The following is a 21,313-nucleotide window of genomic DNA, read 5'->3' as shown; positions in this document are numbered from 1 at the left end:
CGGAATTTAAAATTTGAGTAGAAAGAAAACCTTTTAAATGGTAAGCGTGATAATTGTCCTTAAATAAGTCAGTTATGGCTGGCTATAGTGGGAAATGGTGTACTTGAGTCGCGAGTTATTTTTGCCGAGTTTTCTGGCAATGTTGCTTTTGTACGCCCCGATGGTTTTTTCACTTTTTTGTGATGCTCCGGCGATTTGCGTCAGTGACCAACCCCGGGCCAGCATCATCATTACGCTGAATTCGTTTGCTGTAATTTTATTTTGTAGTTCTTTGTTATTGCTTGGTTTTTTGTTTTGTGTAATACGCGTTACGGCATGCAGTAACCGATCAAGGCTGGCGTCTTGATCGAGAAACAGCATGTTCTTCCCGCAAACGGTTTGAAAAATAGAAAAAGTAGCTTCATCTGCCAATACAATGATTCTTGTGGCAGGGCGTAAAGCCATGTTGCGGATAATCCTGGCATATTTTAAAAAATCTGTGTTGTCAGGATTAATAATGATGCAATCCGTTTCATAAGGGATTATGTTGACGGCAGAAAGCGTCTGAGAGGAGTAATACGCGATATCAATATATAATGATGAACCACGTAGGATTTCTCGCATGCCTAGCCAGGGGTAAATTGAGTCACCCAAAAAAATAGCCTTAGACATAACGATCTCCTTGAAATTTTGATGCAGGCGACCGCCTCTTTTTTTAAGAAGAAAAAGAGTTTCTTGCGACGCATGAAATGTTAATTAAATCTCGTATAACGTTCTCTGGTGTGAACGCATCCTTATTTATTACAGATTCCACAGATATTTCTGTATTAATTCGAATCATTAACTATTCTTAAAGTAGATATTACACTTTGTTAAAATTTAAGATAAATCGTTTATTTCAGCTCTGCGTAAATGATTGATAGATTTCGCTTATGGATCACGCTAATAATGATTGAGTGATTTCTATAAAGACAGGGTATTCCTATTCATTGTGGAGGGGATTTATATGGAAAACTTTATATTTCATACAGATACCTGTTTTTCTTGATGAGATGATTGGTGACCAGGAGAATTCTTAATCAAGACCAGGACAAAGAGAAGGGGAGCCAGGGGGAAGAGAGAAATATCGCTCAATTTGCAGTTATCGACCTGAAATTAGAATTTTCAGGTCGATAATTCTTAGTGGTGCTAAGTTTTTAGGGAATTATCCTATTTTGGGCTTTTTGTGCTTAATTTTAAAATCTCACCTGAAGAGGTTATTTTTTCTGATTGCATTGCTGATAGCGCTTAGCCCGCCAACAGCTCCTGTTCAACCTGATGCACCTGTTGTTCCAGGGTATTGCGGATTTCCGTAAGCGCCCGTTGTTGATCGCAGAAGTAGGCCTCTTTATCTGTGACGGAGGTGGCAAGCCGCCAGGCGTTCTCAGCTTCCAGTTCGGTAATTTCTTTGAGCAGCGCGTTAATTTGTTCTCTGAGCTGCTGGATTTTGCTGCGTAAATGCTGCAGATCGTTCAATCGGTCACTCGCCATCATCGGTTCGAGGCCACTTTGTAATTGAGTCAGTAGCGCCCGAACGGCGGCAAGATCGGCATTTTGGCGCGCCTGGTTAAGCTGAACCATCATCTGATGCGCTTTCTCTTTCAGACAATCTGCCACCACATCCGGATGACAAAGACGGCTGGCCTGGCGCCACAGGCGTTTTAACTCATTACGTTCATCAGATGAAAGTCGCTGGTCACGGTTAAAACGATGCTGCGCATCCTGCTGCTGCTCCTGAAATTCATCATATTCATGGCTGGCCTCTTCCTGAGCCTGGCGGGTTGCGCTGTCGTCCTGGCGAGAAAAGTCGTTTTCCAACTCACGAATCTCCGCCAGCAGGGCGGTAATCAGTTCCGTTTGTTGCTGAATACGTTGGCGTGTTTCCACCGATTCGCGCGAATCTGAATTAAGGTTCATCCAGTGCTGCTTGAGCCTGGCAAGTTGATCAACAGCCTGGGAAATATAGTGCTGACAGGACTGATAGTCTTTTTCCCGACGTTTTCGCTCCGCTTCCTGTTTACGCTGGGCGCTGGCGGCGAGCTGTTTACGTAACTCGAGGATCCGGCTCATCAGCGGTCCAAGGCGAAGATGATACAGATCGTTGAAATCATCGAGGATTTGAATGCGCGTGTTGCGCTTATCGATCAGGTCACGCAGCTGTGTTTCGAGCGCTTTGAGTTCCAGTTTACTGGCGGCAATGGCGGGATCCTGCCACGTAGAGACTGCCCGTTGAGATTGCAGCCAGGCTGAGATTTCACGCAGGGCATCACTAAAGCGTCGTTCTTCGATCGCCAGCACAATGGTGCCTGGCACGACGGATAAAGGCTCATTTTTCAGATGTTCTACCTGCTGGAAAATAATTTCCTCATCTTCCAGTTCAATAGCGCTTTTGACGATTTCCAGTCGTTTAATGATCTTATTCATGACAGTCGTTGCCTGGCCTGGCTCAAAAACGAGTGACTAAAACACAGCCGGTTCACCCGTTTGAAAATGTTAGAAAAACAGTAAAGCGCATTCTGTGGCCTGCGATGCCTTTTCGTCCAGAATAATTCACTGTAATTGTGAAAAACCGGAAGTCGCACGCACCTGTTTGCATCTTCAAACCTCTGTTTCATGTTTTTTATTATCGGGTAATTATTCTTGATTCAAAAAAGATAATGCGTATAGTTCTCATTCTCTTTTGTCATTAACTCTCTGTATTACTTCTGGTAAGGATCCCGACAATGAAAAAAACAACATCTGCGTTGGCATTGCTGATTGCTGCGGCGTTAAGCGGTTGTGCGGCGCATTCCACGCCAGCCAGCAACGTCAGCGTAACGGAAAAAACAGCACAACCTGCCGTTACCGATGTACAGCAACGCGCGCTGGCGGATGGGTTATATGAAATGGCGCTTAGCCCGGCAGGGGATGCATTGTACGTTGCCAGCGCCGAAGGATTTAAAGATGTGCAGGGCGGCGTGGTTTACAAGTTGGATCCGAAAACGCTCAAAACGCTTGGATTGAGTCATACCGATATGAAAAACTTTGGTATGGCTATCTCGCCGGACGGTAAAACGGTGTATGTCACCAACTCACTGGACGGTGGCCTGAGCGCGCTGAATACCGCTGACGGCAAGGTGAAAAATCGCGTATTGTTCCCGGAACGTAACCCGGAAGGTTTCCCGTATGGTGCCCGTCAGGTGCTGTTGCATAACGGTTTGCTCTATATTGGCGCCGTGGCGGATCCGGCGGTGATTTGGGTGGTTGATGCCGAAACCCTGAAGCTGAAAACCCGCATTAAAAACACAGGTAAATGGATGACCGGACTGCATTATTCAGCGGTGACGCAGCGAATTTATGCAGCTAACGGCGGCGGTGAAATTCTCGTCATCAACCCGCGTAACCAGCGTGTAGAAAAACGCTGGCAGCCGCTGGGCGATAAACCCGCGTTGCTGTTGAACATGGCGGAAGACCCGCAAACGGGTCGTCTGTTTGTCACCGACAACTCAAAAGCGAAAACCACTCTGGTTCTGGATATTCATACCGGTAAACTGCTGAAAAAACTGGATGTGGGTGATTCGCTGGCGGTGAAATTCAACGCAAAACGCAACGAAATCTATATTACGCAGCGTGATTCAGGGAAATTGCTCAGCCTGAATGCGACCGATTACAGCGTGAAGAAAAGTTGGGATTTACCCCCTAACCCAAACAGCCTGCTGCTCTCGGCGGATGGACAAACGCTGTTTGTGACGGTGAAGCAAAAATTTAATAAAGACCACTCTACGTCTGCGCCAGATAACGTGGTACGTATTGACTTGAATAAACAATAACAACTCGCCTTCTTTCTATTGTTTTTCTCCCGAGCCTCGGTGCGTTGGGCAAGGAAGCCCGGCGCATCCAATCGATTGCGCCTTGCGACAACCAGGTTGAAATGTTAAAAGAAGCCCCTTCAATAAAAACGACACAGGGGAAGGGCGTGAAAAACGCGTCAACTGCATCTGACACCAGCGTGTCTGATGCCGCGTCGACGAACGAGCCGACGCTTCAACGAGGGTTGCAAAACCGCCATATTCAGTTAATTGCGCTGGGCGGTGCAATTGGTACGGGCCTGTTTTTGGGCATTGGTCCGGCTATTCAGATGGCGGGACCTGCGGTGTTACTGGGTTACGGCGTTGCCGGGATCATCGCTTTTCTGATTATGCGTCAACTGGGCGAAATGGTAGTGGAAGAACCCGTTTCCGGATCCTTCGCGCATTTTGCCTATAAATATTGGGGACCGTTCGCGGGTTTTCTGTCCGGCTGGAACTACTGGGTGATGTTTGTGCTGGTCGGTATGGCGGAACTGACAGCGGCCGGGATCTACATGCAGTACTGGTTGCCCGATGTCCCGACCTGGATTTGGGCCGCGGCATTTTTCGTGATCATCAATGCCGTCAACCTGGTCAACGTACGTCTGTATGGCGAAACGGAATTCTGGTTCGCGCTGATTAAAGTGCTGGCCATTATCGGCATGATTGGTTTTGGCGTGTGGATGCTGTTTTCCGGTAACGGCGGGGAACATGCAAGCATCGATAACCTGTGGCGTTACAACGGCTTTTTTGCTACCGGCTGGAACGGATTAATTCTGTCGCTGGCGGTGATTATGTTCTCCTTTGGCGGACTGGAGCTTATCGGGATTACTGCCGCAGAAGCGCAGGACCCGCAGAAAAGCATTCCAAAGGCAGTAAACCAGGTGGTGTACCGTATTCTGCTGTTTTACATCGGTTCTCTGGTGGTGCTGTTAGCGCTCTACCCGTGGGTAGAGGTGAAATCCAACAGCAGCCCGTTCGTGATGATTTTCCATAATCTTGACAGCAACGTGGTGGCTTCTGCGCTGAACTTTGTCATTCTTGTGGCTTCGCTGTCGGTGTATAACAGTGGTGTTTACTCTAACAGTCGTATGCTATTTGGTCTCTCGGTTCAGGGGAACGCGCCGAAGTTCTTAACCCGCGTCAGCCGTCGTGGCGTACCGGTGAACTCACTGATCCTCTCCGGCGCTATTACGTCACTGGTGGTCCTGATCAACTATGTTCTGCCGCAAAAGGCCTTTAGCCTGCTGATGGCGCTGGTGGTGGCGACGTTACTGCTGAACTGGATTATGATCTGCCTGGCGCATCTGCGGTTCCGGGCGGCGATGCGACGTAAGGGACGTGACACGCAGTTTAAAGCACTGCTGTACCCGGCAGGGAACTACCTGTGTATTGCTTTCCTTGGCATGATTCTGGTGCTGATGTGTACGATGGATGAAATGCGCCTGTCAGCTATCCTGCTGCCGGTGTGGATCCTGTTCCTGTTTGTTGCCTTCAAACTGTTGCGTCGTAAACCTCGCTAAGCTATGGCCGATCTCATATTAATAATGGGATCGGCCATTTTCTCTCTGTCCGGTTTATCGCTGAAACGCGCCAGACAGTGCGCGAATATCGTTTCCTGTAGGCGACTGATGAATGCGTAAACCAAACTCTTCGACCACGGCAAAGATATGGTCGAAGATATCAGCCTGAATACTTTCATATTCCAGCCAGACTACCGTATTAGTAAAGGCATAAATTTCGATCGGTAAACCGTGATCGTCCGGCGCAAGCTGGCGTACCATTAATGTCATATCTTTGCGAATACGCGGATGATGACGCAAATATTCGTTCAGATAAGCGCGGAAGGTGCCAATATTCGTCATCTGGCGGTGATTCAATACCGATTCAGGCGCATCTAATTGCTGATTCCACTCGTCAATTTCCTGGTGACGTGTTGTTAAATACGGTTTCAGCAGGTGGGCTTTATGCAGACGCTGGCGCTCATCCTCATCAAGAAAATGGATGCTGGTGGCATCGATGCTGATGCTGCGTTTTATTCTCCGCCCACCGGAAGCCGACATTCCACTCCAGTTTTTAAAAGAGTCTGAGACCAGTGACCAGGTTGGGATAGTGGTGATGGTGTTATCCCAGTTGCGCACTTTCACGGTGGTTAAGCCAATATCAATAACCGCGCCATCGGCACCATATTTCGGCATTTCCAGCCAGTCACCCAACTTCAACATATCGTTGGCTGAAAGTTGTATTCCGGCAACCAGTCCGAGGATTGGATCTTTAAACACCAGCATTAACACGGCGGCCATGGCGCCTAGACCGCTTATCAGTATTGCCGGTGACTGACCAATCAGCAGGGAAATCATCAATATTCCGACGAGAATTGCGCTGATGAGTTTGATGCCCTGGAATATGCCTTTTAGCGGTAATTGCGATGCGGCAGGGAGTTTTTGCGACAGATTGAGAATAACGTCCAGCAGGGAAAACAGGGACAGCAGGGCGTACATCATGATCCACAACTGAGCGCAGGTCACTAATATTTCTGCTGCTTCGCTGCCTTTCTGTAGCCAGAGTGCGGCCTGTATATTGACAATGATACCCTGCAGGGTGAATGCCAGCCGGTGAAATAACTTGTTCTGCGTGATGATTTGTAGCCACAGGCGGGAGCTGGCGCTGGCACGCTTTTCAAATGCGCGTAATACCACCCAGTGCAAAATAACGTGAACAATAATGGCGGTGATAAAAATAATGCCAAAAATCATCACCAATGAGGTGGTGTGATTTATTTCAATGCCGAGTTCTTCTACCTGAGATATCAATTCCTGCATAACGTCTCCTTAATAAACAGCGGTCTATGATGACCGCTGTGCGGAGCTTATGCAAATGCGGAGGATTAGACTTCCGTCAGCGTCGTTTCCAGCGGCAGACGAGATTTCGGCAGTACGGCGTTGAAATCTTCTACGCTGTGATGACCCACCGGAACCACCACTACGCTGGTGAAACCTTTCTCTTTCAGGCCAAATTCTGCATCCATGACCGCTGAATCAAAGCCTTCGATCGGTACAGCATCCAGGCCCATAGCCGCAACGCCCAGCAGGAAGTTACCGACGTTGAGGTACACCTGTTTTGCCATCCAGTGGTTGTCATCCTTCAGCTCTTTGCGATGCATGTCGGCAAAGAAGGTACGGCCTTTATGGTTTGCGGCTTTAGCTTCAGGCGTAGCGAAACGACCATCGCTCTCTTCTTGATCCACCACGCGCTCCAGCCACGCATCGTCCATCGCCGTTTTGGCGCAGAACACCACAACGTGGGAAGCATCCAGCATTTTGCGTTCGTTGAATACAAAACCGCCGGCTGCGGATTTAGCTACACGCGCTTTACCTTCGTCAGTGCTGGCGACAATAAAGTGCCATGGCTGAGAGTTGGTGCTGGACGGGCTAAACTGCAGCAGCGTTTTTAATTTTTCGGCCTGCTCAGCGGTCAGTTTTTTATTCGGATCGAATGCCTTAGTGGAGTAACGTTTTAAGGCGACAGAAACAATATCCATAACTACTCCTGGTGATTTTTTATACCCTGCGGGTGCGTTTTGTTTCAGCAGGGTACAGGGTTAGCGGGAAAAAGATAAGACAGGAAAATGCAAAAACACTTATCGGGGTTAACGATAAATCAGCCTGGACGTAGACGTTTTTGATCCCGCTTCGCCAGACCGTCTACGACGCGGTGCCATGAATCATTCACCAGCTCTGCCAGTAATGACTCGGTAATGTCGTCGCCAGGGTAGACCGAGATCCAGTGTTTTTTATTCATGTGATAGCCGGGTTTAATGCTGGGGTAGATCTGCTGGTTTAACAGTGACTTTTGCGGGTCTGATTTCAGGTTAACCAGCGGGCGTCCGCGAAGCTCAGTGACCAGCATAAAAATTTTGCCGCCGACTTTGAAGACGTCGTATTCCGGGCCGAATGGCCAGCAGTGTTCGGTAAAAGGCTGTTCGAGCGCCAGGCGCTTCGCACAGGCATGCAGGGTCTGGCCGTCCATTATTTTTCCTCGCGGGTCAGTGCGCGCCACATGGCTTCAAACCCCATCGAAATATAGTCTTTTGCGCGAGCCGCGTCGCGGGCGGCGAACTCCATGGTGGTCTCCGCCAGAGAAAGAAACAACGCGTCGCCAAAGGCGCGATACTCGTCAGACATAAATTCGGGTCGTACGGAACGATGACAAAGATCGCGTAATTCCGGGAACATATCGTCAGCCTGTTGTTCTGTTTCTTTGCTGATTTTCTCGCTGACGGCCAACTGGCGAATCGTGCGATGCCCGCAGGTGTGGTTCAGGCCCCAGCTAATGTAGCTGTTCCAGATGTAGTGAGTCATGGTTTTGGCATCGGTCACTGAGCGATCCAGATTTGCCATCATCGACTGACATAGATCTTGCTTCAAAAAGAGGTAAAGCTCGTTGATCAAATCATCTTTGGTCGCGAAATAGCGAAACAAGGTTCCCTCCGCAACCCCTGCATTGCGGGCTATCACGGCGGTAGAGGCCGCAATACCTGATTGTGCAAATGCTGTGGTTGCAGCTTCCAGTAATGCCAGTTTTTTGTCTTCACTCTTCGGACGAGCCACTACACTTTACCCTTAAGTCTGTAAAAAACATGATTGAATCACGGCCTTTGCTGCACCGCAACGGCGAATGTCAAAGATTGAAAATCATCTTGACGGCGAACTTTCGATTTCTATAATGAGTGCTTACTCACTCATAATCAAGAGTCAGTCGCGCAAACCAGCGGAAAGGGGGCGCGTTTAAGGTCAGGATATGAAGCGTCTCACAGTTTGTGTGGTTGTTATTATGCTTATTGCCGCAGCTGCAAGTTTACCGTTTGTACTCAATGCCGGGTTTGGTCAGGCACCGCAAGGGGCACAACTGAGTCAGGTTGAACAGTCACCACACTATCGTGATGGACAGTTTCATAACCAGGTGCCGACACCGGGCTATACCGGCAACAAAGGTATGCTGGCGGCCTGGTGGGAGTTTCTGGTCGCTAAGCGTGAAAATGCGCGTCCAGCGCAGCCGTTACCGTTGGTGGCGACCGATCTCGCCGGGCTTGCGCCGCTGCAGGATACGCTGGTCTGGCTCGGCCACTCCTCGTGGTATTTACAGCTGGCGGGTCAGCGTATCCTGATTGATCCGGTGTTTAGCAATTATGCCGCACCGTTTTCATTCCTGAATAAAGCCTTCGCCGGAGATTATCCGTGGAGTGCGCAGACGATGCCGGAGATCGATCTGCTCATCATCTCGCACGATCACTATGACCATCTGGATCTCGCCACTATCAAGGCGCTAATGCCGAAAATTAAGCGGGTGATTACGCCGCTCGGCGTCGGATCGCATCTGCGTTACTGGGGGATGTGCAGCGAGATAATCGAAGAGCGCGACTGGAATCAGTCTGTCAGAGTGACGGATTCGCTGATCGTTCATGTGCTGCCTGCTCGTCATTTCTCGGGACGCGGTATCAAGCGCAACCAAACGCTATGGGCGAGCTTCATGTTCGAAACGCCGGAGCAGAACGTTTATTACAGTGGCGATTCCGGCTATGGACCGCATTTCAAAGCTATTGGCGAGCAGTTTGGCTCGGTTGACCTGGCGATTATGGAGAACGGTCAGTATGACCAGGACTGGAAGTTTATTCACATGATGCCGGAAGAGACGGCACAGGCCGCGGCAGATTTGCATGCGAAAGCCGTGTTGCCAGGGCATGCCGGCCGTTTCGTTCTGGCGAAACATACCTGGGATGATCCTTACAAACGACTGGCGCTTGCCAGCCGTCATCAGGATTACCGCCTGCTGACGCCCATGCTGGGTGAACCGGTAGTACTGTCCGAACCGGACCAACCGTTTACGGCCTGGTGGCAACAGGCGACTCAATGAACACAGGGGAGAGCATGATGACGATTTCTGCTCAGGTAATTGATACGATTGTTGAATGGATTGATGATAATTTGAATCAGCCATTGCGCATTGATGATATTGCGCGCCATGCGGGATATTCCAAATGGCACCTGCAGCGTCTCTTTATGCAGTACAAAGGTGAAAGCCTCGGGCGTTACATCCGTGAGCGTAAGCTGCTGCTGGCGGCGCGCGATCTACGCGATACCGACCAGAAAGTGTACGACATTTGTTTGAAGTACGGATTTGATTCGCAGCAGACCTTTACGCGTATTTTCACCCGTACGTTCAGCCAGCCGCCGGGTGCTTATCGCAAAGAAAATCATAGCCGAACGCATTAACGACGAAGAGTTCTCGCGGGCCTAATCCGCCAGCGAGAACCAGCGCCGCCAGATGAAGCGCAACAGCAAATACTCAAGCACCCCCAGCAGTAAAAACCACAGGCAATACAGCAAAGTATAAAACTGGTTGAGATCCATCAGATGAAAGGTGGTGACGACCTTTTGCGCCAACAGCAGGCCAAGCGAGGGGGCGGGTAGCAGCAGGCAGGACAAAAAAGCCAGCAGCAGGATCCCTGCGACGGTCATCAGTGATTCAAGCGGATGTTTCATAGCATTGTTAAACTTGAGTTAAAAAGCCATTGTCCGGGATCTCTGCGGGCAACGCAAATTCCCACGCTTATAACCCTGCCCAAATCTCACAATGCTTTTTCACCAGACCACTCAACGACCCGCCGTCGGCGACGAAATCACGCATATTTTGTGCTTCATCATGACCATTTTTAACCTGCAGGCCTATAGCTTCAATCGCGCTGGCCGCGCCCACTTTATCTGCAGAGGTAGCGATATTCTCCAGTAGCCGCAATGTGTCATCTGACAAGCGGCAGCCGTCGCCGGTGTTGACGTCGGTGACGATTCCCGCCATACCAAAGCGGCAAGCCTGGAAACGGTTGAATTTATACAGCAGGTAATCACGCTCCTGGTGTTTGAACGGGCGTTTGGTGAGTAACCAGTGGGCGGTAGCCTGAATAAGCCCTGCCATATTGACTGCATGATCAAGGGTCAGCGGCGTATCCATTACCCGAACCTCTACTGTGCCAAAGTGCGGGCTGGGGCGGATATCCCAGTGTAAATCTTTAATGCTGTCAATCATGCTGGTGTAAGCCAGCCGACGGAATAGCCCCTCGAATTCCTGCCAGTTATTCACCCATGGCATCGGGCCATTATCGGGAAATCCGGAGAATATATTTAGTCGCGCGCAGGCAAACCGCGTGTCGGACGTCTGCATATAAGGTGAGGCGGCGGAGAGCGCAATAAAATGGGGAACAAACCGCGACAGCCCGTGCAGGAGATAAATGGCATCATCGCCGTTTGCGCAGCCGATATGCACATGCTGGCCGAACACTGTCGCCTGCTGGATAAGATAGCCAAAATTTTCCAGGTTGCGTCGATAGCGTTCGTCATCGCACACTTCCTGACGTTGCCATTTTTGAAATGGATGCGTACCACCACCACAGATGGCGAGGTGATGCTTTGCAGCAACCCGCGAGATTACCTGCTGCATGGCGGATAATTCAGCACTCGCCTGGTCGATATCGCGACAAACCCCGGTCGCCATCTCCAGCATACTTTCCGTTATATCGTGCTTTACTTCTCCGGCGGTAAGCAGCGGCTTTACGGCGTCAATCAACCGGGAAGAATCCTGGCTCAGGTCGTAGCCCGGAGGATTGACTACCTGCATTTCCAGCTCAATGCCTAACGTGAAAGGGTCAGAAACATGAAAATCGGGTAGTGGCATAGGGTTCTCTTCAGCGTTGATTGAATCCTTAGAGTATAGAAGCGCTGCTGATTTTCTGTTCGTTGTCAAAATCTTCTGGCGACGCTTTGAAGGCGAAATGGCCGGTGTTATAACTATTTTTTACTTCGCAAAAGGGGTTGAAAGGTGCCGGAACTAAATCTTTATGGACAGACCGTCGGCGATGTTGTGCCGGGCTGGAATGGCGCCGCCGTGCTGCCACGGGAAACGCTTACAGGGCAATATTGTCGACTGGTTCCTCTGGATGCCGACAGCCATGCTGCCGATCTGTTTGATGCCTATGCGCAGGCACCGGACGATCGCGACTGGACCTGGCTTGCCAGCTCTCGCCCCACAAGCGTTGAGGCCGCAGCTTGCTGGGTTCAGGGGAAAGCTACTGATGCATCTCTGGTTCCCTATGCTGTCATTGAGCAGCGTTCCGGACGTGCCGTTGGACTAGTGTGCTTTATGGCGATTGAACGAGAGCACGGTTCGGTCGAAATTGGTCATGTGACCTGGTCACCGCGCATGAAAAATACGGTACTCGGCACCGAAAGTATCTGGCTGCTGCTGCGCCAGGCGTTTGCGTTGGGCTATCGTCGCGTGGAGTGGAAATGTGATTCCCTGAACACGGCTTCCCGTCGGGCGGCTGAGCGCCTTGGGTTTATCTTCGAAGGACGCTTTCGCCAGAAGATTGTGCGCAAGGGGCGTAATCGCGACAGCGACTGGTTATCGATGATTGACGGCGAATGGCCCCAGTGTGACGCCGTGTTACAGCGCTGGCTGGCTGCCGACAACTTTGATGAAAACGGCCGGCAACGAAAAACGCTGGCTGCCTGTAGCGGAGAATAAATTAATGCCCGCAGCTAACCATGGCTGCGGGCGTAATGCTGTTTACCAACAGATAAATCCACCATCTACAACCAGGTCTACACCGGTGCAAAATGAAGCAGCATCGCTGGCCAGAAAGAGTGCCGGGCCCGCCATCTCTTCCACTTTTGCCATGCGCTGAATCGGCGTCTGGCTTTCAAACTCCCGCGTCTGATGAACCATTTCCGGTCGAGTGTTCATCGGCGTGGCGGTATATCCAGGGCTGATAGAATTCACGCGGATCCCTTTTCCAATCCACTCCATCGCCAGGCTTTTTGACAGATGAATGACCCCAGCCTTAGCGCTATTGTAATGGGCTTGTTCAAGACCTCGGTTAACAATAATTCCGGACATGGATGCGATGTTAATAATCGAGCCACCACCGGATTCCAGCATCAGTTCCGCTTCGGCTTTACAGGAATTCCACACGCCAGTGAGGTTAATGTCGATAACGCGTTGCCACTGCTCGCTTTCCATTTCCAGCGCTGGGTTGGCGTTGGCAATGCCTGCGGCATTGACCGCAATATCCAGACGACCAAAGCGTTCCTTCGCCAGGGCTACCGCGGCGCGAAGGTCGCTAAGCTGACGGACATCACCCGTATAGAGCGCAGCCTGGGCGCCAATAGAGGTAATAGTATCAACGGTCGCGTTCAGCCCGCCGTCTTCGCGCAAATCAAAACAGACTACGTGTGCGCCCGCGCTGGCGAGTGCGCAGGCGATAGTCTGACCGATGCCGCTGCCTGCGCCAGTAACAAAAGCGACGCGCCCCTCAAGATTAAACAGTTGTTGAGCAAAATCTTTTGCAATCATAGTGATGACTCTCTTAACAGATACCCTGGCGGGCATTAAGACATAATCAGGCCGCCATCGATGTTGATGGTTTGTCCGGTGAGATAACGCGCATCGTCAGAGGCGAGAAAAGCGACCAGCCCGGCGACATCTTCAGGTTTGCCCGCGCGTTTCATTGGGATGCCTTTAACCCATTCCGCCATCAGTTCACCTTTGCCATAGCGTTTTTCATCTGTACTGAGAATCTCGCCCCAGACACGATCGTTGTAATCCCACATTTCGCTTTCGATTATCCCCGGGCAAAAGGCGTTGACGGTGATATTCCATGGCGCTAACTCATGGGCCAGACTTTGCGTAATGCCAATTACGCCCATCTTGCTGGCGGCGTAGTGTGGGGTATAGATGAAACCCTGACGTCCCTGACCGGAAGAGGTATTAATCAGGCAGCCCTGGTTTTGCTTAACCATATATTTTGCGGCTTCCCGGCAGCAGAGCCATACGCCAGTGGTATTTACGGCGAGGACTTTTTCGAAATCTGCTTTCGGCATGCGGTCGAAATAGTCGATGGTGATAACACCCGCGTTTTGAATTGAGACATCAATGGTGCCAAAGCGCGCTGCGGCCTGCTCGTACAGAGATTGCACCTGCGCTTCATTGGTGACATCCACCTGCAAAGATAAAATATCTGCCTGATAGCGCTGACGAAGCTGTTCCGCTGTTTCGTGGACGCGCTCTGCATTAGATACCATCACCAGATTTGCGCCGTCGCGGGCAAAACGTTCGGCGATACCTGCGCCAATCCCTCGACAAGCACCAGTGATGACAATTGTCTTACCATGAAAATCACGTTGCATATTTTTATCCCCTGTATGGGCCGGGCAAAAGATGCCCGGCGGAATGTTGCTGCTTAACTGGATACGGTATTTACTGAGGGTGCTGCCGCCAGCTTTTCGTCGTGGCGACGCATCAGAATGACTTTGTTCTGCAGCTTTTGCTGGAACTGATCGACAACAACGGCGGTGACGATAACCACACCTTTGATGACCATTTGCCAGAAGTCGCTGACGCCCATCATCACCATGCCATCGGCGAGGAAGACAATTACGAAGGCACCGATAATGGAGCCGGAGACACGTCCACGTCCTCCCGCGAGGGCCGTTCCACCCAGCACAGTTGCGCCAATGGCATCCATCTCAAACATGTTGCCGGTCATCGGATGTGCGGTTTGCAGTTGTGAAGCCACAATCAGCCCAACAAAAGCGGCACACAGACCGGAGAAGGCGTAGACAAAGATCTTCGCTTTTACGATAGGGACACCCGCCAGACGTGCGGCGGATTCGTTCCCTCCAATCGCGTAGATGTAGCGGCCTAATGGGGTTTTGGTGGTTACCCAGTAGCCCAGCAGCAGGAAGGCAATCATCAGCCAGATAGGGAGATAAATCCCCAACAAAGTACCTGAACCCAGCGTGGCAAAACCGGTATTGCCCAGCGCATCCATGCCGTTCAGATTTGGGTAAGTGCTGCCGTCGTTAAACAGAAGAGCAGACCCTCTGGCAACGTACATCATGCCGAGCGTACAGATAAACGGTGCAACGCCGAAACGGGTGATGACGGCACCGTTGACAAAACCAACGACAACGCCGAAGAGGGCAACACAGATTATGACCTCTGGTACGTTGAAGAAGATGATGTTGCCACCCCAGATGGGCAGACCGTTGGTAAGCAAGGCGCCTGCAACCATGCCGCAAATACCCGCTACCGCCCCGACGGACAGATCGATACCGCCAGTCAGTATCACCAGCGTCATACCAATTGCCAGTAAGCCTGTGATGGCGACGTGCTGGGTCATGATCAACAGGTTAGAGGTGGTCAGGAAATTAGGTACCATCACGCTAAAGAATGCGATAACCAGCAGCAGTGCAATAAACGTTCTGGCCTTCAGCAGGTACATATAAATCATATATTTCTGGTTCATGATGGATTCCAGCCTGATTAATCTTGAGGTGTAGAAGCCGCGATTAATGCCTCGCGGGTGACCGCATGACGGGGGACATCAGCGGTGATTCGGCCATCGGCCATCACCAGAATACGGTCCGCCAGCGCCATCACTTCGTCCAGCTCTGATGAAGAGAACATCACCGCCAGCCCTTGCTGCGCCATTTTGCCAATAAGGTGATACACGTCGGTTTTCGCACCCACATCAATGCCTCGGGTAGGTTCGTCAAGGAAAACCACCTGCGGTTGCGTCATCAATGCCTTACCCAGCACCACTTTTTGCTGATTACCGCCGCTTAATGAGGTGATAGGCAATTCGGGATCGCTCACTTTGATAGCCAGTTGCTGGATCATTGCCTTCACACTGGCCTGCTCTTTGTGCGGGTTCAGCCATTTCCAGGCACGGCGAAAGCCTTGCAGGCTGAAGTCAGACAGCGTCATGTTGGACTGAATCGACATCATCTGAACAACGCCTTCACCCTGTCGGTCTTCAGGCACCAGCGCCAGCCCCTTTTTAAGACGTGACTGAAAATGGGCTTTATCAATGCATTCGCCGTTAAGCTGCACGCTCCCACTCTGGCAGGGCATGAGTCCCACCAGGCCTTTGAACAGTTCAGTTCGTCCTGCGCCCAGCAGACCATAGATTCCGATGACTTCGCCTTTACTGAGGCTAAATGTCACGTCATTAAGCTTATAGCCGCCGCTCGGATGAAGGGCTGTGAGACCCTGTACGGATAGAACCGTTTCACCTTTTGGTGCGGGTTGATAATCAAAATGTTTTTTCTTATCACCTACCATTTGTTCAATGATCCACGGAATACTGGCATCATTGACTGGACGTTCACTGATAAAACGGCCGTCGCGGAAAATCGTGATGTAATCGCCAATTTCCATCAACTCTTCCAGACGGTGGGATATATAGATGATGGTGACGCCGCGTCGTTTGAGTTGCTCAATGACGTTAAACAACACTTTCACCTCAGACTGGCTGAGGGCGGAGGTCGGTTCATCCATGATTAAAACACGGGTGTCTTTGGAGAGCGCACGCGCAATCTCGACCAGTTGCTGATGACCGATCCCTAGTTCTTCCAGTGGCGTATACGGATCAACATCCAGTTCGAGTCTTTCCAGTAAGGATTTTGCCAGAGCGTATTGGTATTTTTCGTTGATTTTCCCTTTCTGAAAAAACTCGTTTGCCATGAAAATATTATCCATGACATTCATGTTTGGGAATAAATTCAACTCCTGAAAAATAATACTGATACCCAGTTTTTCGGCCTGATGGGTCGAATTTAATGTAACGGGTGTGCCATCCATAATAATTTGCCCGGAAGAAGGGCTTTCGACACCAGCAAGCATTTTCATCATGGTGGACTTACCCGCACCATTTTCTCCGATCAGCACGTTTACTTTATTCCGATATACCCGATAGTTGACGCTATCTAACGCCACTACCCCAGGGTAAACACGCGATAAATCGTGTGTTTCGATAATAACTTCAGATTCGACGGAATGAGGAGTGACGATATCTTGCTGCTGCATGTTATTGTCCTCCTACAGATTCAATTTTCGCTGGTGTAATATCCGGGATGGATCCTGGAATCTCCCACTCAGAAAAAACACCATAAACGTGTACTGACTCGCCGGTTTTAAGCTGCGCAGATTGGATCATCTTTATTGCTTGTTCGTTAATTCCCCGACCATATTCACCAAATAATACCTGGTCATTGAAATCACTATAACTTGCGCCTTTAAAGGCATCGCGTAATTGTGTGCCGCGTAGCGTCGGACCAATCTGTACAATAATGTTGTTGCCGCTTTTATCGGCGATAGTCATTTTCCCATTGCGAGAGGCGGTATCCAGAGTGCTAATTTTTCCCTCAACTTTAACGTAAAAGATGCAGGGATTCTCTTCCTGGGAACGATAGCCGAGGTTTTTACAGGCGCTATCAAAATCTTTTTCAGCTTGCAAGGCCATCAGTAAATCAGCCACCGGACGAGCCTGCCCGACAATTTGCGGGACAATTTTGTTTTGCCACGTTTGATCTATATTGGCCATGTGTGGATTCGGTGGCGACTTGAGGTCCGCAAGTTCCTGCTGCGAGACGATGCGGCATCCTCCCACGGTCAACACGACCAGCGCAAGCCAGGCTTTTTTAGACATGATATTCTCCTCTGCGCCTCCTGAGAGGCGCAACAACCCGGGATCAGGACTTGATATTGAAATCCTGTACTTTATCTGCGTTTTCTTTAGTGATAAGAATTCCGCGGAACATGACGCGTTGTTTTTCTGGTTTTATGCCTTTTTGCAGGTAGTTATCCAGATCGGTAACCCCTTGTGCTGCGATAGCCTGTGCCTGGAGCATGACGGTTGCCTGTAGAGTGCCAGCCTTCACCGCATCACGTTCGTCGTTGCTGCCGTCGATACCGACCACGACCACGTCGCTGCGGTTCGCCGCTTTTAATGCAGCAATAGCGCCCAGTGCTACTGGACCGTTACCGCAGATAATACCTTTCACGTCCGGGTGAGCTTGTAGGATGCTGTCCATAATACGTTTACCGTCGATAAGCGTACCTTTGGCATCCTGTCTGGCAACACTAACCATATCCGGGAACTGATCGATAACCTGGTGGAAGGATTTGGAGCGCGTAACACAATTATTATCGGCAAGGTTACACGTCAGTTCAGCATATTTACCTTTTTCGCCCATCTTCTCGACGAAAATATTTGCAACTTCGGAACCAGCCTGGAAGTTATTGTGGGTAATTTGCACCAGTGCAACATCATCAACGGGAATTTCACGGTTGATTAATATGACGGGAATTCCAGCTTTTTTCGCTTTTTCAATTGCCGCGACGCTGGCCGTTGAATCTGCATTATCCAGAACGATACCCTGGACTTTTTTGCCGATTGCTGTATCAATCAATTCATTCTGTTTTTTCACATCTTCACTGTGCGACAAAATTGTGGTTTTGTAGCCCAGTTCCTGGGCTTTTTCACTGGCACCTTTTGCTTCTGAGGCGTAATACGGATTATCCAGTGAATTCACCATAATCATGATTGTCCCTTTTTCCGCTGCATGAGCAGTAAAAGACAAAGCAGTCAGGGTTGCAGCAGTTAACAGCGTTAAACGTAATTTCATGACAATGTTCTCTCTGTGTTGTTATTGTCGGGTACGGTGAAACAACGTAAAGCTTGAATTTTTTATGGTCCGGTATCCTCCTGTATATGTGGTAAATAACGTCGCGCTTTTTCCCTGGTGAGGCGTCAGGCGGACGAGGCCGGTTTCCATAATGTTCTGTTTACCGCATGGCGCCATTCCTGCCATCTTTTTTGCAACCGATGATGGCGATCCATGTCGGGTTGAAATGTGCTATGTACGGTTAAAAAAGCTTTTAAATCAGTCAGTGAGCCAGGGTAAAGCGCTTTACGCGCCAGTAATGCCGCGCCAATGGCGGAAAGTTCTGGCACATCGCTACGCATAACCGGATAACCAAGCAAGTCTGCCTGATATTGCATTAGCCAGTCGTTTTTGGTGGGGCCACCGTCAACCATTAATGCAGTTAACTTGAAATCATCGTGCTGCTGCATGGCAACTACAACATCGGCGATTTGATAGGTAATCGACTCAAGTGCGGCACGAATGAGATGTGCTCGTTTAACTCCCCGGCTGAGTCCGCAGATGACTCCACGGGCACTGTCGTCCCACCATGGCGCGCCAAGCCCGGTCAGTGCTGGCACAAAATAAACGCCGAGGGTTGAATCAACGGAGGCGGGAAGGGTGTTGAGTTCGTAGGTCAGTTCGGCATCCGAAAGTTCGCTCAGACCCGTACTGTCTGCCATCCATGCCACCGCATCACCCGTGTGCGGGATATTGCCTTCCAGTCCGTATATGATGCTGTTTCCATCGTGCCAGGCGATGGTGGTAGCCAGTGCGTCAATATCACATTGAGCTGATTTGACCGGCGCCATCACCGATGACCCGGTACCGTAAGTTGCTTTAACGCATCCCATTTCGCCAAGAGCATGGCCAAACAGAGCGGCATGTGAGTCACCCACCATCGACATCACAGGAATGCCGTCTGGAATGCCATTCAGTCCACGTGTATGACCAAATAATCCACTGGAGGGTTTTATTTCCGGTAAGGCGGCGCGTGGAATGTGGAAGAGTGCCAGCATGGCTTCATCCCACTCTCCAGAGTGCAGGTTTAGCAACTGTGTGCGGGCGGCGTTGGAAAAGTCACAGCAGAAGGCTTCACCAGCGGTTAAATTCCATAGCAACCAACTGTCGATCGTTCCCAGGCAAATTTGTCCCTGCGCAGCCAGCTGTGGGCCATCGGTCACGGATTCCAGTAGCCAGCGCATTTTTGATGCGGAAAAAAGGGGGGCGATTGGCAGACCTGTGGTTGATTTTATCAGTTGTTCTTTATTTTCATGCCGCAGCTCCTCGCAGTAAGCCGCGCTGCGCGTACATTGCCAGGTGATTGCGGAATTTAGCGGTCTGCCAGTCTGGCGATACCAGCCTATGGCGGTTTCACGCTGATTACTAATAGCCAGTGCCGCGACGTTTTCAGCACCAACATGATTCACTGCTTTGGCAATGACGCCAATAGAAGCATCAATCAACACCTCGCCAGATTGTTCAACCCAGCCATCCCGAGGGGTCTGAATCGCCAATGGCTGAGAAAACTTTGCGACCACATTGCCCTGTGCATCAAGCGCGACTGCTTTGGCGTTAGTTGTGCCTTCATCCAGCGCAATAATGAACTCTTTCTTCGCTGCACACATAGATTATCTCCTGAGTCACATTGCGTCCCGGTTTGGAGGATAAAGCCCCCCTCATTGTCGCGTCATTACTACATCAGGCCTGGCTGTGACATCGTTTTTTTAATTATTGAATATATATTCGGTGTTGATTATTTATTTAATACCTTAGCTACAATCTTTCCGTTGGGCTACAGAAAAAATCATCAATTGTGCTGAGAATCACACTTACATAGACGGGATAATAACAGAAAGAAGAATAAATTAAGGCGAGGTGAAACCTTTCAGTTCATTGAAATATATAGATTTTAGTCACAGCCTTTGCTTTTTATCTTTCGTGCAAAGGCTATCAGCGAATCGAGGATCAGGAGGTGACCAGCATCCGGGCGGTAGGATAGTCGGTAATAAGCACGTCGATATAACCTCCGTTCAACGCCCCTTTAATTGCCGCGACTTTGTCTGTACCGCCAGCAAGGGCCACGACATTCGGGCATTTTTTTACCTTGTCCAGGGCCATGCCAATTACGGGATCTTCGTCATCTTGCAATACCGGCTGGCCCTTGTTGTCGTAGTAATGCAGGCAAATGTCTCCGACCGCGCCGCGATCAGCCAGTACCTGCAACATATCTTCGTGGTAGTAGTTGCCTGATGTTTTCAGCAATTGGGACGGTTCGAGGATCCCGACGCCAACAATGGCGATGTCTACGTTATCAAAGCGTGAAATCACATCGGCGACATCTTTGCTGGCAACGAGACGGTTTTTCTCTTCAACCGAGCCTTCGATACTCTGCGAAGGCAGCAGCCAGGCTTCACAATTCAGATGTTGTGCCAGCGTCTGCGTCAGAATTGTGGCCTGTACGTTGCCGTTAGGACCCACGCCGCCCAACAATTGAATTACGCCGCCGGCTTTCAGGTTCTGCGTATGGACTTCATCCACCATCGCTCGGATCGTCGAACTCCATGAGGAAACGCCCACCAGATCTTTGGGGCGCAGTCGGGTTTCCAGATAGTGGGCTGCGGCAGAACCAATGGCGCGTTTGATGGTGTGGTCGCTGGCATCCTCTTCGGTATCGACCACAATGGCCTGCTTAATGCCGTAACGTTCCTCGATCCCTTTTTCAAGATTCAGGAAGATATTTGAGGGCTGGACAACGCTGATTTTCACCACCCCTTCTTTCTGACAGCGGGTGATGGCGCGGGAGATAAACGACTGAGAAAGCGAGAGAAGTTGAGCAATATCGGACTGTTTGCGTCCTTCAAGATAGTAAAGGGTAGCGATTTTAACCAATAGCCGTTGTTCGTCCTGCTTAGCCATATATTTCCT

At 50.2% G+C, this 21,313-nt stretch carries 21 protein-coding genes; 5 read left to right on the top strand and 16 right to left on the bottom strand.

The features are described from left to right. Window positions 1-72 precede the first annotated feature (72 nt). Entirely contained in the window at window positions 73-651 is a 579-nt protein-coding gene (locus tag OGW16_RS13140) for a helix-turn-helix transcriptional regulator (protein WP_075145027.1), read from the bottom strand. Between the two features lie 615 nt (window positions 652-1,266). Then, window positions 1,267-2,442, bottom strand: coding sequence for a coiled-coil domain-containing protein (locus tag OGW16_RS13135; RefSeq protein WP_286518503.1), 1,176 nt, complete (start codon window positions 2,440-2,442; stop codon window positions 1,267-1,269). Between the two features lie 299 nt (window positions 2,443-2,741). Here OGW16_RS13135 and OGW16_RS13130 point away from each other — a divergent pair, with 299 nt between their 5' ends. Beyond that, window positions 2,742-3,827 carry a YncE family protein gene (locus OGW16_RS13130; protein ID WP_286518502.1) on the top strand — a complete coding sequence of 362 codons (1,086 nt, stop codon included), beginning with the start codon at window positions 2,742-2,744 and terminating at the stop codon, window positions 3,825-3,827. Between the two features lie 146 nt (window positions 3,828-3,973). Continuing rightward, complete coding sequence (pheP, locus tag OGW16_RS13125; RefSeq protein ID WP_043015514.1) at window positions 3,974-5,368, top strand: phenylalanine transporter; 1,395 nt, start codon at window positions 3,974-3,976, stop codon at window positions 5,366-5,368. Between the two features lie 54 nt (window positions 5,369-5,422). Here pheP and OGW16_RS13120 read toward each other — a convergent pair whose 3' ends face one another. The 4 genes from OGW16_RS13120 to OGW16_RS13105 form a co-directional block, all read right to left on the bottom strand. Further along, window positions 5,423-6,667: a mechanosensitive ion channel family protein gene (locus tag OGW16_RS13120; RefSeq protein ID WP_043015515.1), complete on the bottom strand. Its 1,245-nt coding sequence runs from the start codon at window positions 6,665-6,667 to the stop codon at window positions 5,423-5,425. A gap of 65 nt (window positions 6,668-6,732) precedes the next feature. Further along, the gene (gene nfsB / locus OGW16_RS13115; RefSeq protein WP_181633996.1) at window positions 6,733-7,386 is read right to left on the bottom strand and encodes an oxygen-insensitive NAD(P)H nitroreductase; all 654 of its coding nucleotides are present in this window, start codon (window positions 7,384-7,386) and stop codon (window positions 6,733-6,735) included. A gap of 119 nt (window positions 7,387-7,505) precedes the next feature. Then, on the bottom strand, window positions 7,506-7,874 hold the full coding sequence (locus OGW16_RS13110) for an MmcQ/YjbR family DNA-binding protein (RefSeq protein ID WP_043015516.1): 369 nt from the start codon (window positions 7,872-7,874) through the stop codon (window positions 7,506-7,508). Further along, window positions 7,874-8,455, bottom strand: a complete 582-nt coding sequence (locus OGW16_RS13105; protein WP_087051593.1) for a TetR/AcrR family transcriptional regulator — start codon at window positions 8,453-8,455, stop codon at window positions 7,874-7,876. Before OGW16_RS13105 ends, OGW16_RS13110 begins: the two co-directional genes overlap by 1 nt. Before the next feature lie 190 nt (window positions 8,456-8,645). Here OGW16_RS13105 and OGW16_RS13100 point away from each other — a divergent pair, with 190 nt between their 5' ends. Both OGW16_RS13100 and OGW16_RS13095 read left to right on the top strand, forming a co-directional pair. After that, window positions 8,646-9,758 carry an MBL fold metallo-hydrolase gene (locus OGW16_RS13100; RefSeq protein ID WP_286518501.1) on the top strand — a complete coding sequence of 371 codons (1,113 nt, stop codon included), beginning with the start codon at window positions 8,646-8,648 and terminating at the stop codon, window positions 9,756-9,758. Window positions 9,759-9,775: 17 nt separating this feature from the next. Further along, a complete protein-coding gene (locus OGW16_RS13095) occupies window positions 9,776-10,117 on the top strand; it encodes a RamA family antibiotic efflux transcriptional regulator (RefSeq protein WP_003021996.1) in 342 nt (113 codons plus the stop codon). 21 nt (window positions 10,118-10,138) lie between these two features. Here OGW16_RS13095 and OGW16_RS13090 read toward each other — a convergent pair whose 3' ends face one another. Both OGW16_RS13090 and OGW16_RS13085 read right to left on the bottom strand, forming a co-directional pair. Beyond that, entirely contained in the window at window positions 10,139-10,387 is a 249-nt protein-coding gene (locus OGW16_RS13090) for a DUF1158 family protein (protein WP_047412821.1), read from the bottom strand. A gap of 67 nt (window positions 10,388-10,454) precedes the next feature. Further along, on the bottom strand, window positions 10,455-11,573 hold the full coding sequence (locus tag OGW16_RS13085; RefSeq protein WP_080625580.1) for a YbdK family carboxylate-amine ligase: 1,119 nt from the start codon (window positions 11,571-11,573) through the stop codon (window positions 10,455-10,457). A 144-nt stretch (window positions 11,574-11,717) separates the two neighbouring features. Between OGW16_RS13085 and OGW16_RS13080 the strand changes: the two genes are divergently transcribed. Beyond that, window positions 11,718-12,422 carry a GNAT family N-acetyltransferase gene (locus OGW16_RS13080; protein ID WP_075145024.1) on the top strand — a complete coding sequence of 235 codons (705 nt, stop codon included), beginning with the start codon at window positions 11,718-11,720 and terminating at the stop codon, window positions 12,420-12,422. A 42-nt stretch (window positions 12,423-12,464) separates the two neighbouring features. On the opposite strand, the gene OGW16_RS13075 is transcribed toward OGW16_RS13080, so the two are convergent. The 8 genes from OGW16_RS13075 to OGW16_RS13040 all read right to left on the bottom strand — a co-directional run bounded on the left by OGW16_RS13075 (window position 12,465) and on the right by OGW16_RS13040 (window position 21,304). After that, window positions 12,465-13,250, bottom strand: coding sequence for an SDR family oxidoreductase (locus OGW16_RS13075; protein WP_043015521.1), 786 nt, complete (start codon window positions 13,248-13,250; stop codon window positions 12,465-12,467). 35 nt (window positions 13,251-13,285) lie between these two features. Next, complete coding sequence (locus tag OGW16_RS13070; RefSeq protein ID WP_003831170.1) at window positions 13,286-14,083, bottom strand: SDR family oxidoreductase; 798 nt, start codon at window positions 14,081-14,083, stop codon at window positions 13,286-13,288. 53 nt (window positions 14,084-14,136) lie between these two features. Beyond that, a complete protein-coding gene (locus OGW16_RS13065; RefSeq protein WP_043015522.1) occupies window positions 14,137-15,204 on the bottom strand; it encodes an ABC transporter permease in 1,068 nt (355 codons plus the stop codon). A gap of 17 nt (window positions 15,205-15,221) precedes the next feature. Further along, window positions 15,222-16,766, bottom strand: a complete 1,545-nt coding sequence (locus OGW16_RS13060; RefSeq protein WP_100194078.1) for a sugar ABC transporter ATP-binding protein — start codon at window positions 16,764-16,766, stop codon at window positions 15,222-15,224. 1 nt (window position 16,767) lies between these two features. Further along, on the bottom strand, window positions 16,768-17,388 hold the full coding sequence (locus OGW16_RS13055; protein WP_181230658.1) for a DUF2291 family protein: 621 nt from the start codon (window positions 17,386-17,388) through the stop codon (window positions 16,768-16,770). A 43-nt stretch (window positions 17,389-17,431) separates the two neighbouring features. Next, the gene (locus tag OGW16_RS13050; RefSeq protein ID WP_043015525.1) at window positions 17,432-18,367 is read right to left on the bottom strand and encodes a D-ribose ABC transporter substrate-binding protein; all 936 of its coding nucleotides are present in this window, start codon (window positions 18,365-18,367) and stop codon (window positions 17,432-17,434) included. A 125-nt stretch (window positions 18,368-18,492) separates the two neighbouring features. Then, on the bottom strand, window positions 18,493-20,013 hold the full coding sequence (locus tag OGW16_RS13045) for an FGGY family carbohydrate kinase (RefSeq protein WP_043015526.1): 1,521 nt from the start codon (window positions 20,011-20,013) through the stop codon (window positions 18,493-18,495). Window positions 20,014-20,353: 340 nt separating this feature from the next. Further along, the gene (locus tag OGW16_RS13040; protein ID WP_003831176.1) at window positions 20,354-21,304 is read right to left on the bottom strand and encodes a sugar-binding transcriptional regulator; all 951 of its coding nucleotides are present in this window, start codon (window positions 21,302-21,304) and stop codon (window positions 20,354-20,356) included. Window positions 21,305-21,313: the final 9 nt, after the last annotated feature.

This window comes from Citrobacter sp. Ce104, assembly GCF_030334595.1.
Classification (GTDB): domain Bacteria; phylum Pseudomonadota; class Gammaproteobacteria; order Enterobacterales; family Enterobacteriaceae; genus Citrobacter; species Citrobacter europaeus.
The sequence above is the reverse complement of the archived record's forward strand: the minus strand, read 5'-3'. Positions and strand labels throughout refer to the sequence as shown.

Bases quoted from the DNA above. Each gene is read 5' to 3' on its own strand.
- OGW16_RS13050 (WP_043015525.1), bottom strand. From the start codon at position 18,367: ATGAAATTACGTTTAACGCTGTTAACTGCTGCAACCCTGACTGCTTTG.
- OGW16_RS13065 (WP_043015522.1), bottom strand. From the start codon at position 15,204: ATGAACCAGAAATATATGATTTATATGTACCTGCTGAAGGCCAGAACG.
- OGW16_RS13040 (WP_003831176.1), bottom strand. From the start codon at position 21,304: ATGGCTAAGCAGGACGAACAACGGCTATTGGTTAAAATCGCTACCCTT.
- OGW16_RS13070 (WP_003831170.1), bottom strand. From the start codon at position 14,083: ATGCAACGTGATTTTCATGGTAAGACAATTGTCATCACTGGTGCTTGT.
- OGW16_RS13100 (WP_286518501.1), top strand. From the start codon at position 8,646: ATGAAGCGTCTCACAGTTTGTGTGGTTGTTATTATGCTTATTGCCGCA.
- OGW16_RS13090 (WP_047412821.1), bottom strand. From the start codon at position 10,387: ATGAAACATCCGCTTGAATCACTGATGACCGTCGCAGGGATCCTGCTG.
- OGW16_RS13055 (WP_181230658.1), bottom strand. From the start codon at position 17,388: ATGTCTAAAAAAGCCTGGCTTGCGCTGGTCGTGTTGACCGTGGGAGGA.
- OGW16_RS13045 (WP_043015526.1), bottom strand. From the start codon at position 20,013: ATGTGTGCAGCGAAGAAAGAGTTCATTATTGCGCTGGATGAAGGCACA.
- OGW16_RS13135 (WP_286518503.1), bottom strand. From the start codon at position 2,442: ATGAATAAGATCATTAAACGACTGGAAATCGTCAAAAGCGCTATTGAA.
- nfsB (WP_181633996.1), bottom strand. From the start codon at position 7,386: ATGGATATTGTTTCTGTCGCCTTAAAACGTTACTCCACTAAGGCATTC.
- OGW16_RS13095 (WP_003021996.1), top strand. From the start codon at position 9,776: ATGACGATTTCTGCTCAGGTAATTGATACGATTGTTGAATGGATTGAT.
- OGW16_RS13110 (WP_043015516.1), bottom strand. From the start codon at position 7,874: ATGGACGGCCAGACCCTGCATGCCTGTGCGAAGCGCCTGGCGCTCGAA.
- OGW16_RS13075 (WP_043015521.1), bottom strand. From the start codon at position 13,250: ATGATTGCAAAAGATTTTGCTCAACAACTGTTTAATCTTGAGGGGCGC.
- OGW16_RS13120 (WP_043015515.1), bottom strand. From the start codon at position 6,667: ATGCAGGAATTGATATCTCAGGTAGAAGAACTCGGCATTGAAATAAAT.
- OGW16_RS13130 (WP_286518502.1), top strand. From the start codon at position 2,742: ATGAAAAAAACAACATCTGCGTTGGCATTGCTGATTGCTGCGGCGTTA.
- OGW16_RS13085 (WP_080625580.1), bottom strand. From the start codon at position 11,573: ATGCCACTACCCGATTTTCATGTTTCTGACCCTTTCACGTTAGGCATT.
- OGW16_RS13060 (WP_100194078.1), bottom strand. From the start codon at position 16,766: ATGCAGCAGCAAGATATCGTCACTCCTCATTCCGTCGAATCTGAAGTT.
- OGW16_RS13140 (WP_075145027.1), bottom strand. From the start codon at position 651: ATGTCTAAGGCTATTTTTTTGGGTGACTCAATTTACCCCTGGCTAGGC.